This is a genomic window from Labilibaculum sp. DW002, assembly GCF_029029525.1.
Classification (GTDB): Bacteria; Bacteroidota; Bacteroidia; order Bacteroidales; family Marinifilaceae; genus Paralabilibaculum; species Paralabilibaculum antarcticum.
Genome location: NZ_JAKJSC010000001.1, coordinates 2,124,885 through 2,147,909, shown reverse-complemented (window position 1 = coordinate 2,147,909; position 23,025 = coordinate 2,124,885). Strand labels below are relative to the sequence as shown.

General features: G+C 35.0%; 19 protein-coding genes. 8 read left to right on the top strand and 11 right to left on the bottom strand.

Annotation, left to right across the window (positions count from 1 at the left end; genetic code table 11):
* Nucleotides 1-28: 28 nt before the first annotated feature.
* Nucleotides 29-2,662, bottom strand: a complete 2,634-nt coding sequence (alaS, locus tag L3049_RS08240) for an alanine--tRNA ligase (protein ID WP_275109328.1) — start codon at nucleotides 2,660-2,662, stop codon at nucleotides 29-31.
* A gap of 131 nt (nucleotides 2,663-2,793) precedes the next feature.
* Between alaS and L3049_RS08235 the strand changes: the two genes are divergently transcribed.
* From L3049_RS08235 to L3049_RS08215, 5 genes are all read left to right on the top strand, one after another.
* Nucleotides 2,794-3,762, top strand: a complete 969-nt coding sequence (locus L3049_RS08235) for a M23 family metallopeptidase (protein ID WP_275109327.1) — start codon at nucleotides 2,794-2,796, stop codon at nucleotides 3,760-3,762.
* Between the two features lie 150 nt (nucleotides 3,763-3,912).
* Nucleotides 3,913-4,248 (top strand): MerR family transcriptional regulator, encoded by a 336-nt coding sequence (locus L3049_RS08230; RefSeq protein WP_275109326.1) that lies wholly within the window; start codon nucleotides 3,913-3,915, stop codon nucleotides 4,246-4,248.
* A gap of 40 nt (nucleotides 4,249-4,288) precedes the next feature.
* A complete protein-coding gene (locus L3049_RS08225; protein ID WP_275109325.1) occupies nucleotides 4,289-5,383 on the top strand; it encodes a Nif3-like dinuclear metal center hexameric protein in 1,095 nt (364 codons plus the stop codon).
* 4 nt (nucleotides 5,384-5,387) lie between these two features.
* On the top strand, nucleotides 5,388-6,224 hold the full coding sequence (locus tag L3049_RS08220; protein WP_275109324.1) for a zinc ribbon domain-containing protein: 837 nt from the start codon (nucleotides 5,388-5,390) through the stop codon (nucleotides 6,222-6,224).
* A 107-nt stretch (nucleotides 6,225-6,331) separates the two neighbouring features.
* Nucleotides 6,332-6,655 carry a thioredoxin family protein gene (locus L3049_RS08215; protein ID WP_275109323.1) on the top strand — a complete coding sequence of 108 codons (324 nt, stop codon included), beginning with the start codon at nucleotides 6,332-6,334 and terminating at the stop codon, nucleotides 6,653-6,655.
* Between the two features lie 39 nt (nucleotides 6,656-6,694).
* Here the strand turns inward: L3049_RS08215 and L3049_RS08210 are convergent, their stop codons facing one another.
* The 4 genes from L3049_RS08210 to porU all read right to left on the bottom strand — a co-directional run bounded on the left by L3049_RS08210 (nucleotide 6,695) and on the right by porU (nucleotide 12,732).
* On the bottom strand, nucleotides 6,695-7,054 hold the full coding sequence (locus L3049_RS08210; protein WP_275109322.1) for a CoA-binding protein: 360 nt from the start codon (nucleotides 7,052-7,054) through the stop codon (nucleotides 6,695-6,697).
* A 160-nt stretch (nucleotides 7,055-7,214) separates the two neighbouring features.
* Complete coding sequence (gene ispF / locus L3049_RS08205) at nucleotides 7,215-7,691, bottom strand: 2-C-methyl-D-erythritol 2,4-cyclodiphosphate synthase (protein WP_275109321.1); 477 nt, start codon at nucleotides 7,689-7,691, stop codon at nucleotides 7,215-7,217.
* 6 nt (nucleotides 7,692-7,697) lie between these two features.
* On the bottom strand, nucleotides 7,698-8,870 hold the full coding sequence (gene porV / locus L3049_RS08200; protein WP_275109320.1) for a type IX secretion system outer membrane channel protein PorV: 1,173 nt from the start codon (nucleotides 8,868-8,870) through the stop codon (nucleotides 7,698-7,700).
* Between the two features lie 58 nt (nucleotides 8,871-8,928).
* Nucleotides 8,929-12,732: a type IX secretion system sortase PorU gene (porU, locus tag L3049_RS08195; protein ID WP_275109319.1), complete on the bottom strand. Its 3,804-nt coding sequence runs from the start codon at nucleotides 12,730-12,732 to the stop codon at nucleotides 8,929-8,931.
* A 338-nt stretch (nucleotides 12,733-13,070) separates the two neighbouring features.
* Here porU and gldJ point away from each other — a divergent pair, with 338 nt between their 5' ends.
* The 3 genes from gldJ to sugE all read left to right on the top strand — a co-directional run bounded on the left by gldJ (nucleotide 13,071) and on the right by sugE (nucleotide 16,314).
* The gene (gene gldJ / locus L3049_RS08190) at nucleotides 13,071-14,594 is read left to right on the top strand and encodes a gliding motility lipoprotein GldJ (RefSeq protein ID WP_275109318.1); all 1,524 of its coding nucleotides are present in this window, start codon (nucleotides 13,071-13,073) and stop codon (nucleotides 14,592-14,594) included.
* Nucleotides 14,595-14,691: 97 nt separating this feature from the next.
* Complete coding sequence (locus tag L3049_RS08185; RefSeq protein WP_275109317.1) at nucleotides 14,692-15,984, top strand: UDP-N-acetylmuramoyl-tripeptide--D-alanyl-D-alanine ligase; 1,293 nt, start codon at nucleotides 14,692-14,694, stop codon at nucleotides 15,982-15,984.
* Between the two features lie 3 nt (nucleotides 15,985-15,987).
* Entirely contained in the window at nucleotides 15,988-16,314 is a 327-nt protein-coding gene (gene sugE / locus L3049_RS08180) for a quaternary ammonium compound efflux SMR transporter SugE (protein ID WP_275109316.1), read from the top strand.
* A gap of 12 nt (nucleotides 16,315-16,326) precedes the next feature.
* On the opposite strand, the gene L3049_RS08175 is transcribed toward sugE, so the two are convergent.
* The 6 genes from L3049_RS08175 to L3049_RS08150 form a co-directional block, all read right to left on the bottom strand.
* Entirely contained in the window at nucleotides 16,327-17,349 is a 1,023-nt protein-coding gene (locus L3049_RS08175) for a glycosyltransferase family 2 protein (protein WP_275109315.1), read from the bottom strand.
* Nucleotides 17,346-18,227: a lysophospholipid acyltransferase family protein gene (locus L3049_RS08170; protein WP_275109314.1), complete on the bottom strand. Its 882-nt coding sequence runs from the start codon at nucleotides 18,225-18,227 to the stop codon at nucleotides 17,346-17,348. Before L3049_RS08170 ends, L3049_RS08175 begins: the two co-directional genes overlap by 4 nt.
* Nucleotides 18,228-18,281: 54 nt before the next feature.
* Complete coding sequence (locus L3049_RS08165) at nucleotides 18,282-19,082, bottom strand: inositol monophosphatase family protein (RefSeq protein ID WP_275109313.1); 801 nt, start codon at nucleotides 19,080-19,082, stop codon at nucleotides 18,282-18,284.
* 11 nt (nucleotides 19,083-19,093) lie between these two features.
* Nucleotides 19,094-20,428 (bottom strand): tRNA (N(6)-L-threonylcarbamoyladenosine(37)-C(2))-methylthiotransferase MtaB, encoded by a 1,335-nt coding sequence (mtaB, locus tag L3049_RS08160; RefSeq protein WP_275109312.1) that lies wholly within the window; start codon nucleotides 20,426-20,428, stop codon nucleotides 19,094-19,096.
* Between the two features lie 145 nt (nucleotides 20,429-20,573).
* Complete coding sequence (locus L3049_RS08155; protein ID WP_275109311.1) at nucleotides 20,574-21,479, bottom strand: Ppx/GppA phosphatase family protein; 906 nt, start codon at nucleotides 21,477-21,479, stop codon at nucleotides 20,574-20,576.
* Between the two features lie 151 nt (nucleotides 21,480-21,630).
* Nucleotides 21,631-22,962, bottom strand: coding sequence for a PhoH family protein (locus L3049_RS08150; protein WP_275109310.1), 1,332 nt, complete (start codon nucleotides 22,960-22,962; stop codon nucleotides 21,631-21,633).
* Nucleotides 22,963-23,025 lie beyond the last annotated feature (63 nt).

The window sequence follows — 23,025 nt, the reverse complement described above, 5'->3', positions numbered from 1 at the left end:
TACTTGTAGCTTTACGCTTGTAGCTTTTTTAGCCTTCAATCTTGTGTAGAATCATTTTCTTAGCTGTACTGATTGCCGCATCAATACCCTGAGGATCTTTACCACCAGCAGAAGCAAAGAATGCCTGGCCACCGCCACCACCTTTAATTTCCTTAGCAGCTTCACGAACAATTGCTCCGGCATTCAAATCGTATTCTTTAACCAGGTTATCAGAGAACATGATAGTCAGGTTGGCTTTTCCACCAAGGTCTGCCCCAGCAATAAACACCAGGTTTTCAACTTCTGATTTAAGCGAGAAGGCAACATCTTTAATATCACCAGCACTTCCAACACTTAATGGCTCGGTAATAAAATTAACATCTTTGGTAACAGAAACATGTCCTTTAAGATCATTCTTAATCACCTTTAGGCGATCTTTCATGAATCCGTCCAGGTCTTTCTTCAAACCTGAATTTTCAGACATCAAATCTTCAATGTTCTTAATTAAATTTTGATTCGACTTGAAAGTACGTTCAATCTCTTTAAGTGTGTTTAGCTTATCATTGATATATTTCTCAGCCTTAACTGCTGTAATTGCTTCAATACGACGTACGCCTGCAGAAATAGCTCCCTCAGAAGTGATTTTGAATAAGCCAATCTGCCCCGTAGCCTTAACGTGAGTACCACCACAAAGCTCAACCGATTCGTTTAATTTTACAACACGGACCAAGTCGCCATACTTCTCACCAAATAAAGCCATTGCGCCTAAATCAATAGCTTCCTGCATAGGAATACCATTTTTTATTTCGGTTGTTGCATTTTCACGAATCTTGTGATTTACAATTTCTTCAACCTTAGCAATCTCTTCTTCTGTCAATTTTTGGAAATGAGAAAAGTCAAAACGTAAATGATCAGGATTTACCAGAGAACCTTTTTGCTCAACATGATCGCCCAAGACTTCGCGTAGAGCTGCATGCAATAGGTGTGTAGCTGTATGGTTATTTGCAATTAATTGACGCTTACCTGCGTTTACAACTGCTTTAAAAGTTAGAGTTGGATCGCTAGGTAATTCGTTTGCAATATGAATAATTAAACCCGTTTCTTTTTTTGTATCTACAATCGAAATTTTCTCGCCATTGGCTTCGATATAACCAGTATCGCCTACCTGTCCACCACTTTCGCCATAGAAAGGCGTAATGTTGAATACCAGTTGGAATAAATCTTTCCCTTTGATATTCATTTTACGATAGCGTGTAACTTTTACATCAGTTGATAAGTAATCATAACCAACGAACTCTTCCTTATCATCCTTCAGAATCTCAATCCAATCGCCGGTTTCCATTGCTGTAGCTGAACGTGAACGGTTCTTCTGAGCTTCCATGGCTTCGTTAAATTCTCTTCGGTTCACAACAAGATCATTCTCCTTAAGAATCAACTCTGTCAAGTCTAATGGGAATCCGTATGTATCGTAAAGTTCAAAAGCAACTTTACCTTGAACAACTTTAAAGTCGTCAGCTTTTGTTTTTTCAATAATCTGATCAAGTAGCTTGATACCGTTAGCAAGTGTTCTTAGGAAAGAATTCTCTTCCTCTTTCACCACTTTTTCGATCAAATTTCTTTGCTTAACCAGTTCTGGAAAATGCTTACCCATAACCTCGATTAGAACCTCAACCAAACGGTACATGAAAGGATCTTTCAAATCAAGGAATGTATAACCATAACGTACAGCACGACGAAGGATTCGACGGATGACGTAACCTGCTTTATTATTCGATGGTAATTGACCATCAGTAATAGCAAATGAAATAGTTCTGATATGGTCAGCAATTACACGTAATGCGATATCGATCTCTTCGTTGTCGCCGTATGTTTTGCCACACATCTTTGCAATAGCTTGGATGATTGGCTGGAAAACGTCAGTATCGTAGTTTGATTGCTTGTTTTGCATAGCCATACAAAGACGCTCGAATCCCATTCCTGTATCAACGTGCTGATGAGGTAATGACTCTAGTGAGCCATCAGCCTTACGGTTGAATTGCATGAAAACTAAGTTCCAAATTTCAACAACTTGTGGGTGATCCATATTAATAAGATCTCTACCATCAACAAGTTTTCTTTCTTCTTCCGTTCTTAGGTCAATATGAATTTCAGAACATGGACCACAAGGACCAACATCTCCCATTTCCCAGAAATTATCTTTCTTGTTTCCGTTGATAATGTGACTTACGGGAAGGTACTTCTCCCAATAACCTGCAGCTTCGTCGTCGCGAGGCATTTTGTCTTCATCACTACCTTCAAAAACACTAGCGTATAAACGATCCGTTGGAAGTTTTAATGTATCAACTAAGAATTCCCAAGCCCAATCAATTGCTTCCTTTTTAAAATAATCACCAAAAGACCAGTTGCCTAACATTTCGAACATGGTGTGGTGGTAGGTGTCATGTCCTACTTCTTCCAAGTCGTTATGCTTACCTGATACTCGCAAACATTTTTGGGAGTTGGCAATTCTCTTGTACTTAATGGGAGAATTACCAAGGAAAATATCCTTGAACTGATTCATCCCGGCATTTGTAAACATTAATGTTGGGTCATCCTTAATCACCATTGCTGCTGATGATTCAATTTTATGTTGTTTGGATTCAAAGAAATCCAAATAGGCTTGTCTGATCTCGCTAGAAGTCATATTGTATTATGTTTTAAATCAATGAGATTTTGATACTTAGCTTGCAAAGTTAGATTATTTCCTTAATTTTGTTACCTATAGAGAGCAAAAATTTTAGGCTTTTTTTAGTAAATACAACCTATAAAAATTACATGGCGAAGACTAAGTATCAGTTTAACCCAGAGTCTATTAGTTACGAAAAAGTAGAGGCCAACTTTAAGACGAAAATAATAAACGTTCTTAAACACATGGCTTCAAGTTCAGTACTTGCCATCGCAATGGTAGTGGTATTGTTCTATTTTTTCGGCTCCCCAAAAGAGAAAGCATTAGCTAGAGAGAATAAACAATTACTTACTCAGTATACTCGCTTAAACGCCGAATTAACTAAGATACAGAATGTTTTGGGTGATCTGGAGCAACGTGATGATAATATTTACCGTGTTATTTTTGAGGCAGAACCCATTCACAATAATATTAGACAAGCAGGTTTTGGAGGTGTGAATCGCTACGAGAATTTAGAGAACTTAAAGAATGCTGATCTCGTTATTTCCACATCGAAGAAATTGGATCAGTTATCAAAATCCATTTACGTTCAGACTAAATCGTATGATGATGTTGAAGAGATGGTTAAGAATAAATTTAAACTCTTAGCTGCTATCCCTGCAATTATGCCAATAGCTATAAAGGATTTTAATCGTATCTCGGCTGGTTATGGTTGGCGGGTACATCCTATTTATAAGACGCGTAAGTTTCATGATGGTATGGATTTTACCGGTAACATAGGGTTGCCAATTTACGCTACTGGTGATGGAGTCATTAAATCAGTTGGAAATCAGCGTGGTTATGGAAAGAAGATCGTTATAGATCACGGTTATGGTTACCAAACAATTTATGCCCACCTTAACGGATATAACGTTAAAAAAAGGCAGAAAGTGAAACGCGGTGAAGTAATTGCTTTTTTAGGAAATACAGGTAAATCAACCGGACCACACCTACATTATGAGATAAGAAAATCAGGAAAGCACTTAAATCCAATAAATTATTATTTCAATGATCTAAGCGCAGATGAATATGATCGTATGGTAGCATTCGCTGCTAACACTGGTCAAACAATGGATTAGATTCACCAAAAAGAATTTGGCAAGCATAAAAAAGTGGTGCGAAAAATTTAACTTCGTGCCACTTTTTTGTTAATTTAGGTAAGTAAACGGTTCAATTTAGTCATCTCTAAAGTATTGAACGAAGAAAATTCACTCTAAATAGCAAGACAGGTGCCATATAGAGAAACGAAAATAGAAAAACTCTACTACTCCATTGGGGAAGTTGCTGAGATGTTCTCCGTGAACACCTCTCATATTCGTTATTGGGAGAAAGAGTTTGATATTATAAAGCCTAAAAAGAATAAAAAAGGTAATCGCTTTTTTACAAAAGCTGATATTGATAATTTTCATTTAATCTATCATCTGGTAAAGGAAAGAGGAATGACTCTTAATGGTGCTAAGCTGAAGTTGAAAGAAAATAAAGAAGATACACAGAATAATTTCGAGGTTGTTTCAAGATTGAAGGATATTAGAACTCTTCTTCTTGAAATGAAAGAGATGATCTAGAATTCCAATTCAGGAATTATAACCCTTAAATTTTTTAGAATTGAAAGTAAAAGATATCGTAGCTGCAATCGAAGAAATGGCCCCCTTATCTTACCAGGAGTCTTATGACAATGCTGGCTTAATTGTTGGGAGATACGATTGGGAGCTTACGGGTGCTTTAGTTTGTTTGGATGTTGTTGAGGAAGTGGTTGAAGAAGCTATTGAAAAAGGCTTAAACCTAATTATATCACATCACCCAATCGTATTTAAAGGACTGAAACGTTTTAATGGCAATAACTATGTAGAACGAACAGTAATGTTAGCCATTCAGAATAATATTGCTATTTATTCGGCACACACCAACTTGGATTCAGTAAAAGGTGGTGTAAGTGATCGCATTTGCGATTTAATAGGATTACAGAATAGAAGAATATTATCACCTTTAGCAGAAGATTTAAACAAATTGGTAACTTTTGTTCCAACAGAATATGCCCAAAAGGTAAAAGATGCCTTGTTTATTGCTGGTGCGGGTCGTATAGGTAATTACGATTCGTGTAGTTTCAATTCGAAAGGTGAGGGGACATTTAAAGCAAATGAAGGAACTAAACCTTACGTAGGGAAACAAGGAGAATTACATACAGAACCGGAAACACGTATTGAAACTGTTTTTCCTAAGCATTTACAAGGAAAAATTCTAGCTGCTTTGTTAAAAAATCACCCCTACGAAGAGGTTGCTTTTGATATCTATCAATTAGAAAATGTGAACCCAAATGTCGGTTTAGGAATGATTGGTGAGTTAAATGAAGAGGAAAATACACTTCAATTTTTAAAAAGAATAAAGAAAATTTTTGGATCAGCTTGCGTTAAGCACACTGATTTGGTTAAGGATAAGATAAAAAAGGTTGCACTTTGCGGTGGTAGCGGAAGCTTTCTTCTAAGAAAAGCAAAGGCTGCAAAAGCTGACATTTATATAACAGGAGATTTTAAATATCACGAATTTTTCGATGCCGAAGGAAAGCTGATCATCGCCGATATCGGACATTATGAAAGTGAACAGTTTACTAGAGAAATTTTTTATGAGATAGTTACAGAAAAATTTCCTAACTTTGCGGTTCGTATCTCAGAGATAAATTCGAATCCAATAAATTATTTGTAAACATATGACAACACAAAATCCAAAAGCTGCAGATTTAAAGGATATTTCAGTTGAAGAAAAATTGCGTGCACTGTACGAAATGCAAAGTATTGATGCTGAGGTTGACAGAATTAAAACGCTAAGAGGAGAACTTCCTTTAGAAGTTCAGGATTTGGAAGATGAAATTGTGGGGCTTGACACCAGGATTAATAATCTTAACACTGAAGTGAGTGATCTTGGTGATACAATCGCTAAGAAGAAACAAGAGATTAAAGAAGCTGATTTATTGATTAAAAAGTACGAGGCTCAACAGTCTAACGTTCGTAATAATCGTGAATTTGATTCTATTTCTAAAGAAATTGAATTTCAAAAGCTTGAAATTGAATTGTGCGAGAAGAGAATTAGAGAGTTCAATTCGGAAATTACCAACAAGAAAGCTTTAATCGAGAATTCAGATAAAGTATTTGCTGACAAACAAGCTGACTTAGAAGGTAAGAAAGGTGAGTTAGAAGCAATTGTTTCTGAGACGAAAATTGAAGAAGAAAAATTGATGAGTCAATCAGAAAACTTCAAAGGTAAAATTGAAGAGCGATTGTTAACTGCATATACAAGAATTCGTTCGAATGCAAGAAATGGTCTTTCTGTTGTAACTGTAGAGCGTGATGCTTGTGGAGGTTGCTTTAATAAGATTCCACCTCAACGTCAAATGGATATTCGTTCTCGTAAGAAAGTTATTGTTTGTGAGTACTGTGGACGTATCTTAGTTGATAAGTACATCGTAGATTACGATCATAGCATAGAAGAAGCTGATAAAGCTGCTGCAGCTGCGAAGCCAAAAAGAAGAACTCGTAAAAAAGAGTAATACTACTCAATTACAATATAAAAAGCTGTTTCATTTGTTTGAAACAGCTTTTTTTTATGCTTGTACTATTATTGAGATTGGGAAGTAAATTTTAATACATTTGTTTTATGAAATTGTCCTTAGCTATTCTTGAAAAATTAAAGGAGGAAAGAGCCTCATTTTACATTTATTTTTCTGCGCCTAATTGTGGTGTTTGTCATGTATTAGCGCCGAAATTGAAGACTTTAATGGCTGAGCACTTTCCAAGGTTAGATGCCTACGAAGTAGACAATTCAATTCAGCCAGAAATCGCAGCTCAGTATAGTTTGTTTACAAATCCAAGTTTACTGGTTTTTCTAGATGGTAAGGAGTTTTTACGAAGAAGTCGGGTAATTGGTCTCGGAGAGGTTGAAGGCGAGCTAAAACGACCTTATCAGCTATTTTTCGAATAGAGACGCTTATTGGGAAGCGCCTCTAAAATATGGCTTGGTTTAATATATTCCGGTTTTTAACATCACCAAAGGACAAGCTTCTTCAGTTTCTATTCCTCGAGCGTTAGCTTTTCTGTAAAAATCAGGATTCTCGGTTCCTGGAGGAAACAAAATTCTCTCTGGTTTTAAGCCAATGATATAATCGTAATAAGATTCTTGATTTTTTGGTGAAAGGTAAATAGCTACTGTTTCAACTTTGTTTTCGCACGGACGACCAACAATAATTTCAACATCTTCAATTTTTCCTGCTTTATTGCCAACAGCAACAGTTTCAATGTTGTGTTCACGCAACAAGCGAATGCATTGATTTGAATATCTTTCTTCTTTTAAACTGGCACCTATAACTACTGTTTTTCTCATCTTTCGATCATTTAAAGTATTTAGATATCTATATAAAACAAATATAGCAAAAGAGAGAAATTGGCAAAGGAAAAAAGGAGTTAATGTTAACTTATTCGCATAAAAAACCTCTTATGAATTTATTCATAAGAGGTTTTTAACTAATTAAAATAACTGAGTGTTACTTCTGTATTAAAACTGTTGCATAGGCCGCAACACCATCTTCGGTGCCTATAAATCCTAATTTTTCGGTTGTTGTAGCTTTTATAGCGATATCTTCAATATCTATACCCATAACCTCAGCAAGTATTTTTTGCATTTTATCAATATGAGGATTTATTTTAGGTTTTTGCAAAGCAATAGTTGAATCTATATTACCAATTGTAAAACCTTTTTTAGCTATTATTTCAACTGTTTTCTTGAGTAGTATTTTACTATCAATACCTTTTAATTCTACCGAGGTATCCGGGAAGTGATAGCCTATATCTCTCATATTGGCAGCACCTAATAGGGCATCGCATATTGCATGAATTAGAACATCACCATCTGAATGACCAACACTTCCTTTCTGATGGTCTAATTGGATACCTCCAAGCCAAAATTCTTCACCTTCTGCTAGTTGATGAACATCGTATCCAAATCCTACTCTTATTTTCATCTGTTTCTATTTTAGAATTTTATCAAGATTTGCAGTTATGGTAAAGCGCAAAGTATTTTTTAATGGGTTGTTTTGACTTGATGGAATTAAATAAGAAAAATCCAGATCAAACATGCTTAGTTTTACTCCAACACCTGCTGTGTAGAATTTACGATTCCCTTTATCTTCATTTTCATGAAAATATCCTGTACGAACAGCAAATTGGTTATGATACCAATACTCTAGACCAAGGCTCCATGTTATTTCTTTAAACTCTTCACTCATTCCATTTGGAGCATCAGAGAAAGAACTAAAAATTCCGCTCATAACAGATTGATCGGAAGTTTCACTACCAACAATTACGGTTCCTTCAGGATTGTCTTCAACTGCACCTTTACCTGGTGTTGGAACCAGTAACTTGTTAAGATCAGCAGCAATAGTCAATGAATTGTATCGATCTAATTCCATTTTTAATGCAGTACCTAAACGCAAGTTAGTTGGGATAAACTCTTTCTCACTATCATCAGAATAGCTGATTTTAGAACCAATATTAGAAATGTTTACACCCCAAGACCAAAGCATTTCTTTTCGGTTTCGCTTAAATTCTTTCTGATAGTATACCGAAATATCAGCAGCAAAAGCGCTACCTGCTTTGGTTTCTACACCAGCAACATAATCAGCCTGAAAATCTGAACGGATATATCGAAAAGCAATACCTCCAGATAAATTATCTGTTAATCTTCTCGAATAAGCCATATCGAATGCCCATTCGTTCGGATTTTTAGAATTTTCGATCGCATCGGCACTTTCTAAAAATATGATTTCACCTAATGCAAAATAGCGAAGTGAGGTTGCAATTACCTGGTTTTTATCCAATCGGTAATACCCTGTTAGGTATGAAATACTCATATCGTCAACTAAGTCTCTTAGCCATGGAGTGTAAGAAGCGGCAACGCCGTAATCTCCATCAATCATGGCAAATTTAGCAGGGTTCCAATGCATTGAATTAGCATCTGGCGAAGTTGCAACACCAACGTCTCCCATTGCTCCTGCACGAGAATCGGGTGTAATAGTTAGAAATGGGACAGCCGTAGAAATATAATTTGCTCCGGATGTTGAGCTTTGCGCCCAGCTTGTCTTTAAATTTGTGAATAACAAAATGGACAAAAGGCTGGTGATTAGAGTTAGTCTATAATTCATAATAGTTTAATATAATGGTCTGCAAATATATTCAATTAACTTGTAATGTTTGAATTTATTATTTGAGGATGACTAATTTTTGAAATTTATTGACCACTTTTCCATCATCGGCCCGAACCTTTACACGATAGAAGTAAACTCCACGACCAATGGAGTTGCCAAAATCGTCTTTTCCATCCCATTGAATGGGTCCGACACGATTTCCAGAAGAATTAACGGTGGTTTCTATGCTTTTAATTAATTTCCCAGATATTGTTAGTATTTGAATCAATACGTCGAGTTCTCTAGCGGCATGATTGTGTTCAAAGTAAAAACCAGTATTCGTTGTAAAAGGATTAGGGTAATTAAGGATGTTTTTAAGAACAAGTTCTGCATCTTCAGCAACAATAAAGTCGAGGATATTCTCGGATGAATTGTTAACATTATCCCATACTTTTAGTTGGATATCATGTTCTCCAGGTTCCAAATCCGTTAAGCGATACGATATTTTACCTTCTTGATAATTATCCAAGTCAGATTCATAGAAATCATTTAATTTGATTGCATTATCTGATTTTTGATCCAAAATAGCCACGATATCATGCCCAATGGAATTGCCTAGCGTATTGATTCCACTAGAATCTTTAACAACAGCTAAAAGGAGAGGAGAGGAGCTTGTTAATCCGCCAGGAGTAAAATGTTCGTCATCCATAAACAGGCTAATTTCGGGCCCTAACTTATCATTATCAGCATTAGGATTTGTTCCTCCTATTACGATATTGTTTGTAAAACCTGTAGCATCAGTGTTTGTACTGTTCGCATAGTAAGTTATTTTTCCATTGCCATATTCATAGCTAATATCCTTAGGGACAAAGAAGTTAAAGTCGAATTTCCCATTTGTAACGCTAGCTTTTCCTTTAAATAGAATGCTATTTTGCACCTCGTATTCAAAGGGATCGTAATCATTTCCTCGCGTGGCTTTGGTTTTAACTTTATCGAAAACTGTCGGAAATAGGGTTCCTGAGAAATCATTTAAATCGGCACCATCTTCAGATACAATACGGCCTGAAATCTTAATTTTGCTTAATGCCTTTAAAGTGTCTATGGCTTGTGTAATATTTACATCATTTAGCTTGGTTGTTTCAGCAGTATGTTTTGGGTAATTTAATCGCAAAGCAGGATCTCCCAATAAGGTAAAATTCCTTTTGTTGATTCCTGATCCTGTTTCGTTTTTCGTTTTTCTCATGATGTCTCCCAAGCGGTTATAGTTGCCATCGGCATCTTTGTCGAAAACATGATGATAGAAATTTTGATTTAGTGTGAAGTTTGGAGAAGAAAAAACCAAGCGAGTTGTTGTAAACAGACCAATGCCACCTCCATTTTCTCTAAGCAATATCATTTCACCTGATGAACGTTTTTTATAATTGTCAAAACGGCTAAATTCGCAGGTAGCCGTCATGAATAAAGGTAGTTTATTCGGGTTTTTCCATGCTAAAATATCATCAAGCATCATTATTTGTTCATGCGCTAATCCATTTTCATTGCCATGCCCTGTGTAATTCATTATTAGCGTGCCTTTGTTTACGCTTTCGCTGATTTCAAAATTTACATCTGGATATACCTGTCCTACAGAACTAATAATTTGCTCGTAATCGTCTAGGAATATTCTTTGAGTTTGATATTGTGGATAGTTATTTTCGACTTGAACAGCTAATCTATTGGCGTCTCTCATATGAGTATTTCGATCTTCATCATCACCAATGAAACAAACATTTGTTCGCCAATCGCCCCATTCAGAATCATTGTAGTTTAAAATTTTATTAATTACAGTTTGAGCTTCTTCAATTGTATTTACGGGTAACCTACCAATTCCAATATCTAACATCCCCGAGGCTTCTCCTTCATCATCATCTAATAATCCGAAAAAATCGTCGGTAACAAAAGATTGTGTTGGACTTAAAGAATTTTGCGATTGGTAGGTGAGAACTTGATTGGTATTGTTTTCCTGATCTGATTTATTGTCGTATGAGCCATCGCCAAATAATAATAGATACTTTGGCATTTCAGATTCATTTGCAGCTCGATCGTAAAACATTTTAATGAAATTTCTAATAGCGCTAACATCTGGTGCACCAGATGAAAATTCATTATAGATCTCCTCAGGATTAATTACCTGAACGCTTAAAGCATCTTTTGTTTTATGAAAATCTGCGATTTGATTCGCAAAAGAGGTAAATTTTGTTGGGCTAATAATTAGCATGTCTTTCTGCGATAATGCGTGCAGATTTTGATTTTGAACTGTACCAACTAGTTCAGGACTTGGAAAGTCGCCTTTTACATCAACAGCAATGTATTCTTTTAAAATATTTGCATCAGCATTAAATGAAGTTGTGTTGTTGCTATATGATGCTAGAATCAATTTTAAAGACTTAGGCTTTGAGACATCCCAAATTTGAATTTTATCATTGGTATTTTGAATTGAGAAATTTGCAATATTGCCGGTTCCAATACTTTTTTTATCCCTAAATGACATCTGATCAGTAGTGAATATTAACTCGCGCCTCGCATTCACGCGCAGAAAATTTAGCCATCCTTTCGATGAGGCAGAACTTTTCTCATAATCAATTTCTATTTCAAATTGATCGGATGAAGGAGTGAAATTGGTAAAGGAGTTTTCCGATTGAGAAGCATAGCTTGCAGTATAACTTCCTGTGTTTACTTGATTCATGGGGATATTTCCAATTACCGTACTTCCAGATTGTAAAGTGAATTTAGTACTGGAAGAGGAACGTGCTACCAAGTTTGTTGTTATAGCAATTGGTTCATCATTTTTTAAGTTTGGGAAATTGAATGAGTAGGCGTAATTCGTGGTAACATCAAATTTATCACCTAGCCAAAGCCTACCACTTTCAAGTAAATTAATTTCGTCTTGATCAATTACGGCATAATCATTAAAATCATTAACTATTATGTTTGAAGTAGATAAGGATGGAGTGCTTTCCATTAATAAAGGCGATCCCATATCTGAACTTAAAAAATAGTAGGAGGCATCCGAATACAAATGATTTTCATGTACAAACTCATTCGTGTTTTCATCATGTTTCCAGGAGTTTGTTCCTTTTGCATAGAACAAAATGTAATCTCCCGAATTAAAAATGCCATCATCACCTCTTTCCATAAAGATGGGATTGTTCACAAGATCATCTATGTGTTCATCCGAATTCATTTTGGAAAGCATTCCGCCTCCAGAGCCATAAACTCGAACATTCTCAGGATTAGAGATGCCCATATCGATTAGTTGAGAATAGGTAATCTTGTGAATCGCTGTTGTGTCAACAGAAATTTTAACCCATGAACCTGTTTTAAGAGCCGAACTGCTAACATAGGATTTTACTTGACTAGCAGATTTGGATTGCTTTAACTTTTTAAAACGCAATGAAAATTTAACTAGTTTTTCATATTGTCCAGAAGTAGAATTTCTTCGAATAGGAATTAAATAAACTTCTTGATATGCCTTTTTTCGAATTAAAACCGATTTTATTGAGAGGTTTATGTTATTTGGCACCGTTTTATTTTGTAAAATCTGCTTTTCAATGGAACTTAACAATTTAAATTCCGTATCCACTAACTCAACTTCAAATAAGTCATTAGTCGATCCTAATAATTGCAAGTGTGAAAATTCAGGAAGCCAATTGTTTTTTTCTTCAATAGAAGCACCAGAGAACATTAGGGTACTAATACTTTCTCCATTTGGATAGAATACTTTGTTTTCTGTCCATTGTAATTGAAAAGGCTTAGATATTTGTGCAAATGCACTAATATTCAGAAGAGAGAAAAGAAGAATGACTAGATATCGCATAGGTAATAGCAGACGTTTTTGCATTTTGTAAGACATTTTCATGTTATTATAAAATAACAAGTATTACAAAATAAGTAAAAGTTAAGAGAATGTCGAGTAAATATATTAAGATAAAAACGAAGCTTTTGTAGTATTGAGAAGTTTATGTTTTGTTAAAAAATGTTTTGTATCAGTTAGTTATGTGAGTTGGTGGGTTTTACCGATTAAAATAATATAATCTTGTATTTTTTAGATGTTAGATTGTTTAATGAAAATGTTAAATAATTTTAAAAAAAAGTAAAATTAAATACAATAAAATCTGTACACTTTTAGTTATATTTGTTGAGTTAAGTATTTTTGAGATAAACTACATTCAATCTATTATGAAATTAAGATCGAGTATTGTTCTCTTTGTTTTTGCTATATCGTTGATGGTATTCCCATCATGTTCAAAGGTGAAGAACCTTGTTGGAAAAGGAGAGAAATCTAAAACCACTGGTTGGGCCTACAATGATCCGGAGAACGGAGGATTTGAATACAAAGAGGGTTATACACAGAAAACAGGACCTGGTTTGGTATTTGTTGAAGGGGGAACTTTCGTCTTGGGACGTACTCAAGATGATGTAATGTTTGATTGGAATAATATGCCTCGTCGTGTTACAATTCCTTCTTTTTATATTGATAAAACAGAAGTTAGAAACGTTGATTATAGAGAATACCTGCATTGGACAAAGCGTGTTTTTGTTGATTACCCGGAGGTATATAAAAAAGCACTGCCTGATACAATGGTTTGGAGATCAGAGTTGGCATATAATGAGCCATATGTAAATAATTATTTACGCCATAAAGCTTATTCAGAATATCCGGTTGTTGGTGTTTCTTGGGAGCAAGCATCTGATTTTTGCGAGTGGCGAACTGATCGTGTTAATGAAAGAATTCTAATTGAAAAGGGTATTTTGAAAGAGAATCCTGATCAGCGTAATGAGAATAACTTTAATACTCAGGCGTACTTAATGGGACAATACGAAGGTGTTGTTGGTACAAACCTTAAAGATTTAAATCCGGATAACGAAGAGCGTCGTGTACGTTGGTCTGATGGAATTTTGTTACCAAAGTATCGTCTTCCATCAGAAGCAGAGTGGGAGTATGCAGCTCTTGCAACTATTGGTAATTCGACAGATGAGCGTATTGCTGATAAGAAAATGTATCCTTGGAATGGACATTGGGTAAGAAATGATGACAAGAAGCATAGAGGTGAGATGATGGCTAATTTCTCAAGAGGTCGTGGTGATTTTATGGGATCTGCAGGAGCTCTTAATGATGCCGGAGATATTACTGTACCAGTTGAATCTTATTGGCCTAATGACTTTGGTTTGTTCTGTATGGCAGGTAATGTAAATGAGTGGGTTGCTGATGTTTATCGCCCATTATCTTCATATGATGTAGCCGAGTTTAATCCGTATAGAGGTAATGTTTTTAAAACACCATTGCTTGATGAGGAAGGAAATGTAGCTGAAAAAGATAGTTTAGGTCGTATTCGCTACCGTCAACAAAAAGATGAAGAATTGGTTAATCGTGTAAATTACAGAACTGCCGATAACAGAAACTATAATGATGGAGATGTTGCTTCAAGTATCGTTTCGGATTATACATGGAATAACCCAGAGCATCAAACAAAAGGTTCTAGCCGTATGTATGTTCAAGGTAGAGGTCAAGATGGTAGCGATTTTAGCTCTATGGTAACTGACGATTCTCGTGTTTACAAAGGTGGTTCTTGGAAAGATCGTGCTTTTTGGATGGCGCCAAGTGCACGTCGCTTTTTAAATCAAAAAGAAGCTCGTGATGATATCGGTTTCAGATGTGCAATGACACATGTAGGACATCCTGCAAATCAAAGAACAAAGTAGTTATCTTATATATAATTGAAACCCCATCTCGAAAGGATGGGGTTTTTTGTTGGAATTTGCTAATTTCGTTTATTGAATAAATTCAGAATAATATAGCATGGAAATAGCTCTAATTTATCGACTTTTTAAGCAGTATCCGCAGGTTGTTACCGATACTCGAAAAATTGTATCAGATTCGTTATTCTTTGCCCTAAAGGGTGATAATTTTAATGGCAATAAGTTCGCCTTATCTGCTGTTGAAAAAGGTTGTCGTTTTGCAATAATAGACGAGAAAGAATATGCGATCGATGATCGTTTCATCCTAGTAGATGATGTATTAACTTGTTTGCAGAATTTGGCTCGTATGCATCGAAGAGAATTAGATATTCCAATTTTAGCTATAACTGGAACCAATGGAAAAACAACAACAAAAGAGTTAGTTTTCGAAGTGTTAAAAAAGAAATTTAATGCTATTGCCACCCTTGGGAATCTTAATAACCATATTGGAGTGCCCTTAACCTTGCTTTCGATGAATGAGGATACGGAATTTGGAATTGTTGAGATGGGTGCAAATCATCCAAAAGAAATTAAGTTCTTGTGTGAGATCGCAGAACCTAATTTTGGATTGATAACAAATGTAGGAAAGGCACATTTGGAAGGTTTTGGTTCTTTTGAGGGCGTAATCAAGACAAAAAAGGAATTGTACGATTACATGTATAAAGAGAAAGGAAAGGTATTTGTTAATACTGATAATCCTCTCTTAAAAGAAATGCTAAACGATCAAGAAATTGTTAGCTATGGCAACAATGAGGCTGCATTTAGCAAGGCGAAATTTCTGCAAGCTGAACCATATATGGTGTTAGAGTTAAGATCACCTAAAATTGGAAAGTTATATGTGAAAACCAAATTGATTGGGGCATATAATTTCGAAAATGCATTGGCAGCAGTTACATTAGGACGTTTTTTAGGAATTGATGAGATTGAGATAAAAAATGCATTGGAAGAATATCTTCCAAGTAATAATAGATCGCAACTGAAGCAAACAGAAAAGAATGTATTGTTTTTAGATGCATATAACGCGAATCCAACTAGTATGAAAGTAGCGGTTGAGAATTTTGCGAATATGACGCGTAAAGGTAAGGTGTTGATTTTAGGTGATATGTTAGAATTAGGTGCAGATGCAGAAAAGGAGCACCATGATTTACTAGAATTGATTCAAGAAAAGCAATTGCAGGATGTCTATTTGGTGGGTGATTTATTTTGTAAGGTAAATGTGAATGATCAATTTCAGACTTTTGCAAAAACAACAGATTTGATTGAAGTACTTGAAAAGGCTAATTTGCAGAATCAGTACATTCTAATTAAAGGGTCAAGAGGAATTCGTTTGGAACAAGTAATTGAAAAATTATAGCTTATGTCTACTGCGTGGATTTATTTAATAATTGCTGGTTTGTTTGAAGCTGTTTGGGCAATCGGATTGAAATACACACAAGGATTTACAAAGCTATGGCCAAGTGTGATTACTGTTATTGCAATGGCAATTAGTCTGTATTTTCTCGCTTTAGCAGTTAAGAATTTACCTATCGGAACGGCTTATGCTGTTTGGACAGGAATTGGTGCTTTCTCAACAGCTGTATTAGGTATTGTTCTATTTGGTGAGCCGGTTCATTTCGCAAGAGTATTTTTTTTACTTTTACTCCTAGTGGCTATCATCGGTTTAAAGTTTTCAACACAGAGTTAATAACTTTGTTTTTTAGAAGTTTAGGTCAGTAAAATGCTGTTTCTTCCTTAAGTAATAATCAAAAATAATACTGTTTTTATAAATTTCAGAATGATTATTTGTACTTACATTTGGAAGTAGGCTTTTCCTCTTTTTTCTAGATTTTGAAAGGCTAGCATAAAATGACATGTGTGCTTTAAACACTGCTGAAAAATGCGAAAACTCACCTCCAACTAGAAATTTAAGGGCTGCAACACCATCGAGTAGCATTCTGGTTAAAAATGTAGTGTAAAATTTATTTCCAGGTAAATTCTTGTGCAACATGAAAAGATTGTTGCGGAAATTAAGAAATAACTTTCTTGAACTATGATTTGGAAGAGTGGCTCCACCAACATGATAAACCGTTGATTTTGGTTCTACAATAATCTTGTAACCACGATTTTTAATTCGCCAACACAGATCAATTTCCTCCATGTGAGCAAAAAAATCAGCATCTAAACCACCTGCAGCTTTATACACTTCCGATCTAATGAATAAAGAGGCTCCACTAGCCCAGAATATTTCTTTTTGTGAGTCGTATTGCTTGTTGTCAACTTCAATATTATCTAATATTCTACCTCTGCAAAAAGGATAGCCTAAGTAGTCTATAAAGCCACCAGCACCACCCGCATACTCAAAAGAATCCTTGTGATGGTAAGCTTTTATTTTTGGCTGTGCTGCTGCAATATCAGCATTGTTCTCAAATGTTTCGTAAATAGGATCAAGCCAGTTGGAACTAACTTCTACATCTGAGTTTAGGAGAACAAAATAAGTATGCGATAATTGGTCTAGCGCTCTGTTGTACCCGTCTGCAAAGCCATAATTTTCTTCAAGCTGAATTAGTCGAATGTCTGGATATTCAGTATTTAAAAAGGAAATAGAGTCATCTGTTGAAGCATTATCAGCAACAATAACTTCGGCCCATTCTCTTTGGGAATATTGAACAACTGAAGGAAGAAATTTTTCGAGTAAACTCTTACCGTTCCAATTTAATATGACTACTGCTATTTTATTCATTCAGCTGTTTCTTTCTTGTGCTTCCAACGCTTGTGTGACCATAGCCAGTAAGCTGGATTTTCCTTAATAATATCTTCAAGAACGCGAGTGTGTTTTTCACTTATCTCAAATTCTGCTGTTTCTTTAGGATTATCGAAAAGAGGAATGAGGTCAACTTCATAATAGCCTCTTTTTATTTTGTTCATTTTAATAAAAACAACGGCTTGGTCGAGTTTTTTAGCAATTCTCTCTGTGCCGATCAAAATAGCAGTGTCCTGATTTAAAAATTTAGTCCAGTAACTGATGCTTTTTTTCTTAGGAGTTTGATCACCAATTAAAACGGTTGCAGATAGTTTTTTCTCATTACGATACCTAATCATGGTGCGTAGTGTATCGTCTTTTGCAACAGGAATAGCACCAAAACGTTTTCTTATTTTAAGAAACATTTGATCAAACACTTGGTTGTGAAGAGGTTTGTATACCGGCAAGTAATTTGCATCTCTCCAAATAGCAAAAGAGGTTAGCCACTCCCAATTTCCGTAGTGACCTAAAATAGTAATCACATTTTTATTTTGTTCTTTGTATCTGTCAAATATCTCAGGATTAAGAAATTTACAGCGCTTCTTCATTTCTTCTTCACTTATGGTCCAAAGCTTAATAGTCTCAATAAATGTGTCGCAGAAATGGCTGTAGAATTCTTTTCTAATCTTATGAATTTCTTCGTCTGATTTTTCTGGAAACGAATTTTTAAGATTGTCTGTAATTACTTTTCTTCTATAACGAAGAATGTAGCAAACAAAGAAATACACAATGTCTGAAAAAACATAAAGAACTGGGAAGGGAAGATAACTGATCAATCTAACCAATCCGTAAACAATATAGGACAGAAATTTTATCATTATAAATTATGAATATTTTAAATATGCGCTGAAAGTACAAAAAAAATGACAGTTTTACTTCACCATGAACTTATTAACAGTATTTCTAAATTCATCGTGAACTAAGGCATTACTAGCTATTATTTCTTTGCCAAAAATATAATTGGTGTCTCCTTTAAAGTCACAAACCTTTCCACCAGCTTGTTGAACTAGAAACGAACCTGCTGCAACATCCCAAGGCTGAAGACTGTATTCATAAAATGCTTCAAATCTACCACAAGATACATAAGCTAAATCGGTAGCGGCAGAACCTGGACGACGAACACCGTGTGAATTAATAATGAAATATTCCAATGAAGCCATGAAAGTTTTCAGTTGGTCGTAATCGTAATATGGAAAGCCGGTAGCAATTAAACTGGCATCGATGGTTTTTGCATTAGAAACTTGAATTGTTTTGCCATTCAAGAATGCGCCAGATGCACCTTTCCACGAGTAAAAACATTCGTCAAGACTTATTTCATAAACAACACCCAAAACAATTTCGTCATATTCCATTAAAGCGATGCTAACCGCGAAAGGAGATAGGCCATGAATGTAGTTGGTTGTTCCATCCAAAGGATCAATAATCCAGTTGTATTTTTCAGCTCTGAAGGTTTCTGTTCCTTCTTCGGCAATAAAGCCAGCATCCGAAAGTATTAGTTTCAGTTCAGCAACGATTTGTTCTTCGGCAGTTTTATCTACATAAGTTACAAAATCATGTATTCCCTTAACTTCAATTACATCCGATTTAATTTTACTTTGTTGTTCCTTGATAAAGGCTCCAACTTTACGAGCAATGTCGTTTGTTTTAAAACAAAGTTCCTTAAGATTGATCATGGTATGGTAAATTATTCAAGAATAGGTTTGAATTGAAATTGATTTTCGTTCACTAATAATCCGGTAACATTGCCATTTGAATTAATATCCTGCAATTTAGCAAAAGCTAACTCGTTACTAAAGTTTTGTTTGTATGGTATTTCTACTTTAATGTAGTTTTTTGTAAATCCGTACATTTTCCCTTTATCATTATAGCCTTCAAAAAGCACTTCCTCCTCTTTGCCGATATTCTCTTCATAAAATGCTCTAAGTTTCTTTTCCGATAGAATTTGAAGCATTTTGGCTCTTCGTTTTTTATCTTCCGGTCGCACAGCTTCTTTTATTTCCAAGGCTTTGGTTCCTTGTCGTTCGGAATATGGGAAAACATGAAGTTGGGAAATAGGTAATTCATTTATGAAGTCATATGCATCAAGAAAATCTTTTTCTCGTTCTCCTCGACTACCAGCAATTACATCGACACCAATAAAAGCGTCAGGGGTAAGTGCTTTAATTTTTTCAATTCGCTGTGCAAATAGTTCTCGATTATAGCGACGTTTCATTAGCTTAAGAACATGATTTGATCCAGCCTGCAAAGGAATATGAAAATGATTAACGAATTTTTTTGAATTGGCTACAAACTCGATTATCTCATTACTGAGTAAATTGGGTTCAATTGATGAAATACGGAATCGTTCTATTCCTTCAATTTTTTCTAATTCTTGAATTAACTCGAAAAAAGTTTCATTTGTACTTTGTCCAAAATCCCCAATATTAACACCAGTTAAAATAATTTCCTTTGCACCTTGTTGCGCAACCTTTTTTGCTTCTGCTACAGTGTCAGAAATGCTCATATTTCGACTTCCACCACGAGCAAAAGGAATAGTGCAATAGGTGCAGAAATAATTACAACCATCCTGAATTTTAAGAAAACAGCGAGTTCTATCACCCATAGAGTATGAGGCCTGGAAATCTTTCACCGATTCTACCTCACACGGATGCATTTCTCCAGTTCCTTTTTTCTCTAAATGATCGATATATTTATGGATATTGAATTTCTCATTTGTACCTAATACCAGATCAACACCAGGAATTTCTGAAATTTCTTCTGGTTTAAGCTGTGCATAACAACCAATAACCACAACAAAAGCATTAGGGTTTGTTTTAATGATTTTTTTTATGGCTTGTCTGCATTTTTTATCTGCCTGATCTGTAACGGAACAGGTGTTTATGACATAGATATCAGCTTTTTCAGTTGGTTTAACTGTTTCGAATCCCATTTCTTTGAAAGAACGTCCGATAGTTGATGTTTCTGAAAAATTTAATTTGCAGCCTAATGTGTAAAAAGCTACTTTCTTTCCTTGCGACATATTTTCTCCCCTTCTTGCTGATGAATTGCGATGATCTGAAAATCAGCTCACTGCTAAAACAAATGAACCATTTCAAAGCAGTATTGAAATAGTTCAAAATATCTAAATTAATTAAGTTGCAAATTTATAAAAAAGAATTGCTTTTTCAGCTAATTAATAGGGTCTTGCTTTTATATTCTTTGTAAAGTTGATGAACAATACCATCGGTTACTCCAATTTTAGGTACGTGAATCTTATCTGCTTTCGCCCATTCCATAATGCTAAGGAAGATGGTGGCAGCCGGAATAATAACATCAGCTCTGTCTGGATTCATGTCATAACCAATCATTAATTCATCTTGAGAACACTGTTTTAGCTCTTCGTAAATGTATTTTAATTCATGATAGCTTAGAAACTTGTCCTTTTTTGGTGCGGAGAGTTTTACCAAGCGGTTGATGTTTCCTCCAGAACCAATAATTTCAACGTCTTCACAATTAGGACAGACATCTAGCAAGCATTCTTTAATACGAATGAATTCACCTTTTGGAACACAATCGCGTAGAATTTTAATTGTTCCAACATTAAATGAAGCTGAAAAAGTACAAATTCCTTTTGAGAATAGTGTTATTTCAGTACTACCTCCACCCACATCAACATATAAATAGTCTCTAGAAGGATCTAGCTTGTCTGCTATTTTATTATCAAATATGATACTTGCCTCTTCTTTGCCAGCAATAATATCAATTGTAATATTTGCCTCTTTTTCTATTCGTTTGATAATGTCAATTCCATTTGCCGCTTCCCTCATTGCAGAGGTTGCACAAGCACGATAGCTTACAATTTCATGAACTTCCATAAGGTTTCGAAAAGCTTTCATTGCCTTAATCATTTTTTCTTCTTTGGCAGGAGAAATAAATTTATCAATGAAAGTATCGGTTCCCAATCGAATAGGGACTCGTATTAAGGAAGATTTTTTAAAGTGAGTATTACCACCTTCTTCAAACACATTCATAAACAACAATCGGATAGCATTCGATCCGATATCAATGGCGGCAAATTTCATTATTTTCATAGGAGTACAATTAGGTTATCAGTATCCGAAAATTAATTACTACATAAACTTGAGTTGTTATTAAAATATCATGATTAATTACTGAAACAATATTTTCAAATTTTGTAGTAATTAATTTAATGGAATTTTCTCACTAATCCAATTAATACATTTATAGAAGACTACTTGCTAGATCTGCAAGGTGACTTCTTTCTCCTTTCAGAAGGTTGACATGGGCGAAAATATCTTGACCTTTCATGCGGTCTGATAAATAGGCTAAGCCGTTCGATTTTTTATCTAAATAAGGAGAATCAATCTGTTCTATATCCCCAGTAAAAATCATCTTGGTACCTTCTCCAGCCCTTGTTATTATTGTTTTAATTTCATGAGGCGTAAGATTTTGAGCTTCATCAACAATAAAGAATGTATTTGAAAGGCTTCTTCCTCTTATGTATGCTAAAGGTGTGATTTGTAATCGATCATCTTTAAGTAATTCGTCTATTTTAAGATATTCTTTGCTGTGAATGTTAAACTTGTGCTTAATTACGCTTAGATTATCGAAAAGAGGTTGCATGTAAGGACCAATTTTTTCTTTGGCATCACCTGGTAAATAGCCTAAATCCTTGTCTGCAAGTGCAACAATAGGTCGAGCAAGAAAGATTTGATCGTACATATCTATTTGCTGCAGGGCAGTTGCTAAGGCTAATAATGTTTTGCCAGTTCCAGCTCTTCCTGTAAGTGCAACTAATGATATTTTAGGATCTAAAAGAGCATGCATCGAGAAGGTTTGTTCAGCATTTCTTGGATAAATACCATATGCATTTGGTTTTTCAACTCGAGACATGGTCTTTTCAACTGGATCAAAATGAGCTAAGGCGCTTGATGAATTATTTTTTAAAATAAAATATTCATGACCATTTATTGTTTTTTCAAAGCCTAAGTCTTCCTCCAGTATTCCTTCATGTGATTTATAGAGTTGAGAAATTTTGGCGTCGTCGAAATTTTCAATGGTTGTAATTCCTAAATTTATAACATCCTCAAGATCTTTAACCTGATCATTTTTATAATCCTCAGCAGGTATACCTAAGGATTTGGCTTTCATTCTTAAATTGATATCCTTGGTAACCAGAATGACCTTTTTTCTTTTGGTTTCATTGTGCAAATATTCAGCTATTGCAAGAATGCGATGGTCAGGAATGTTCTCTTGAAAAGAGTTTTTCATTTGAACTGAAAATTCTTTCCCTGTTTCGACTGATAATTTCCCTAGTTTATTTCCAAGTGGAACGCCTTTAGTAAAAAGTAAATCACCAGAAATTCGATCTAGTTCTCTGGTAAATTCACGAGCATGATAATTTATTTGATCATTCCCTTTTTTAAATTTATCCAATTCCTCTAGAACTGTTATTGGGATTACAACATCATTTTCTTCAAAATTATAAATGGAATTAAAGTCATGAAGAATCACATTAGTGTCGAGTACGAAAATCTTTTTAAGTTTTGCCATAATGAATGGTGTTAGAGGTTAATTTCGACTGGGATTGACTGTCGTATATTTACTTTACAGTGA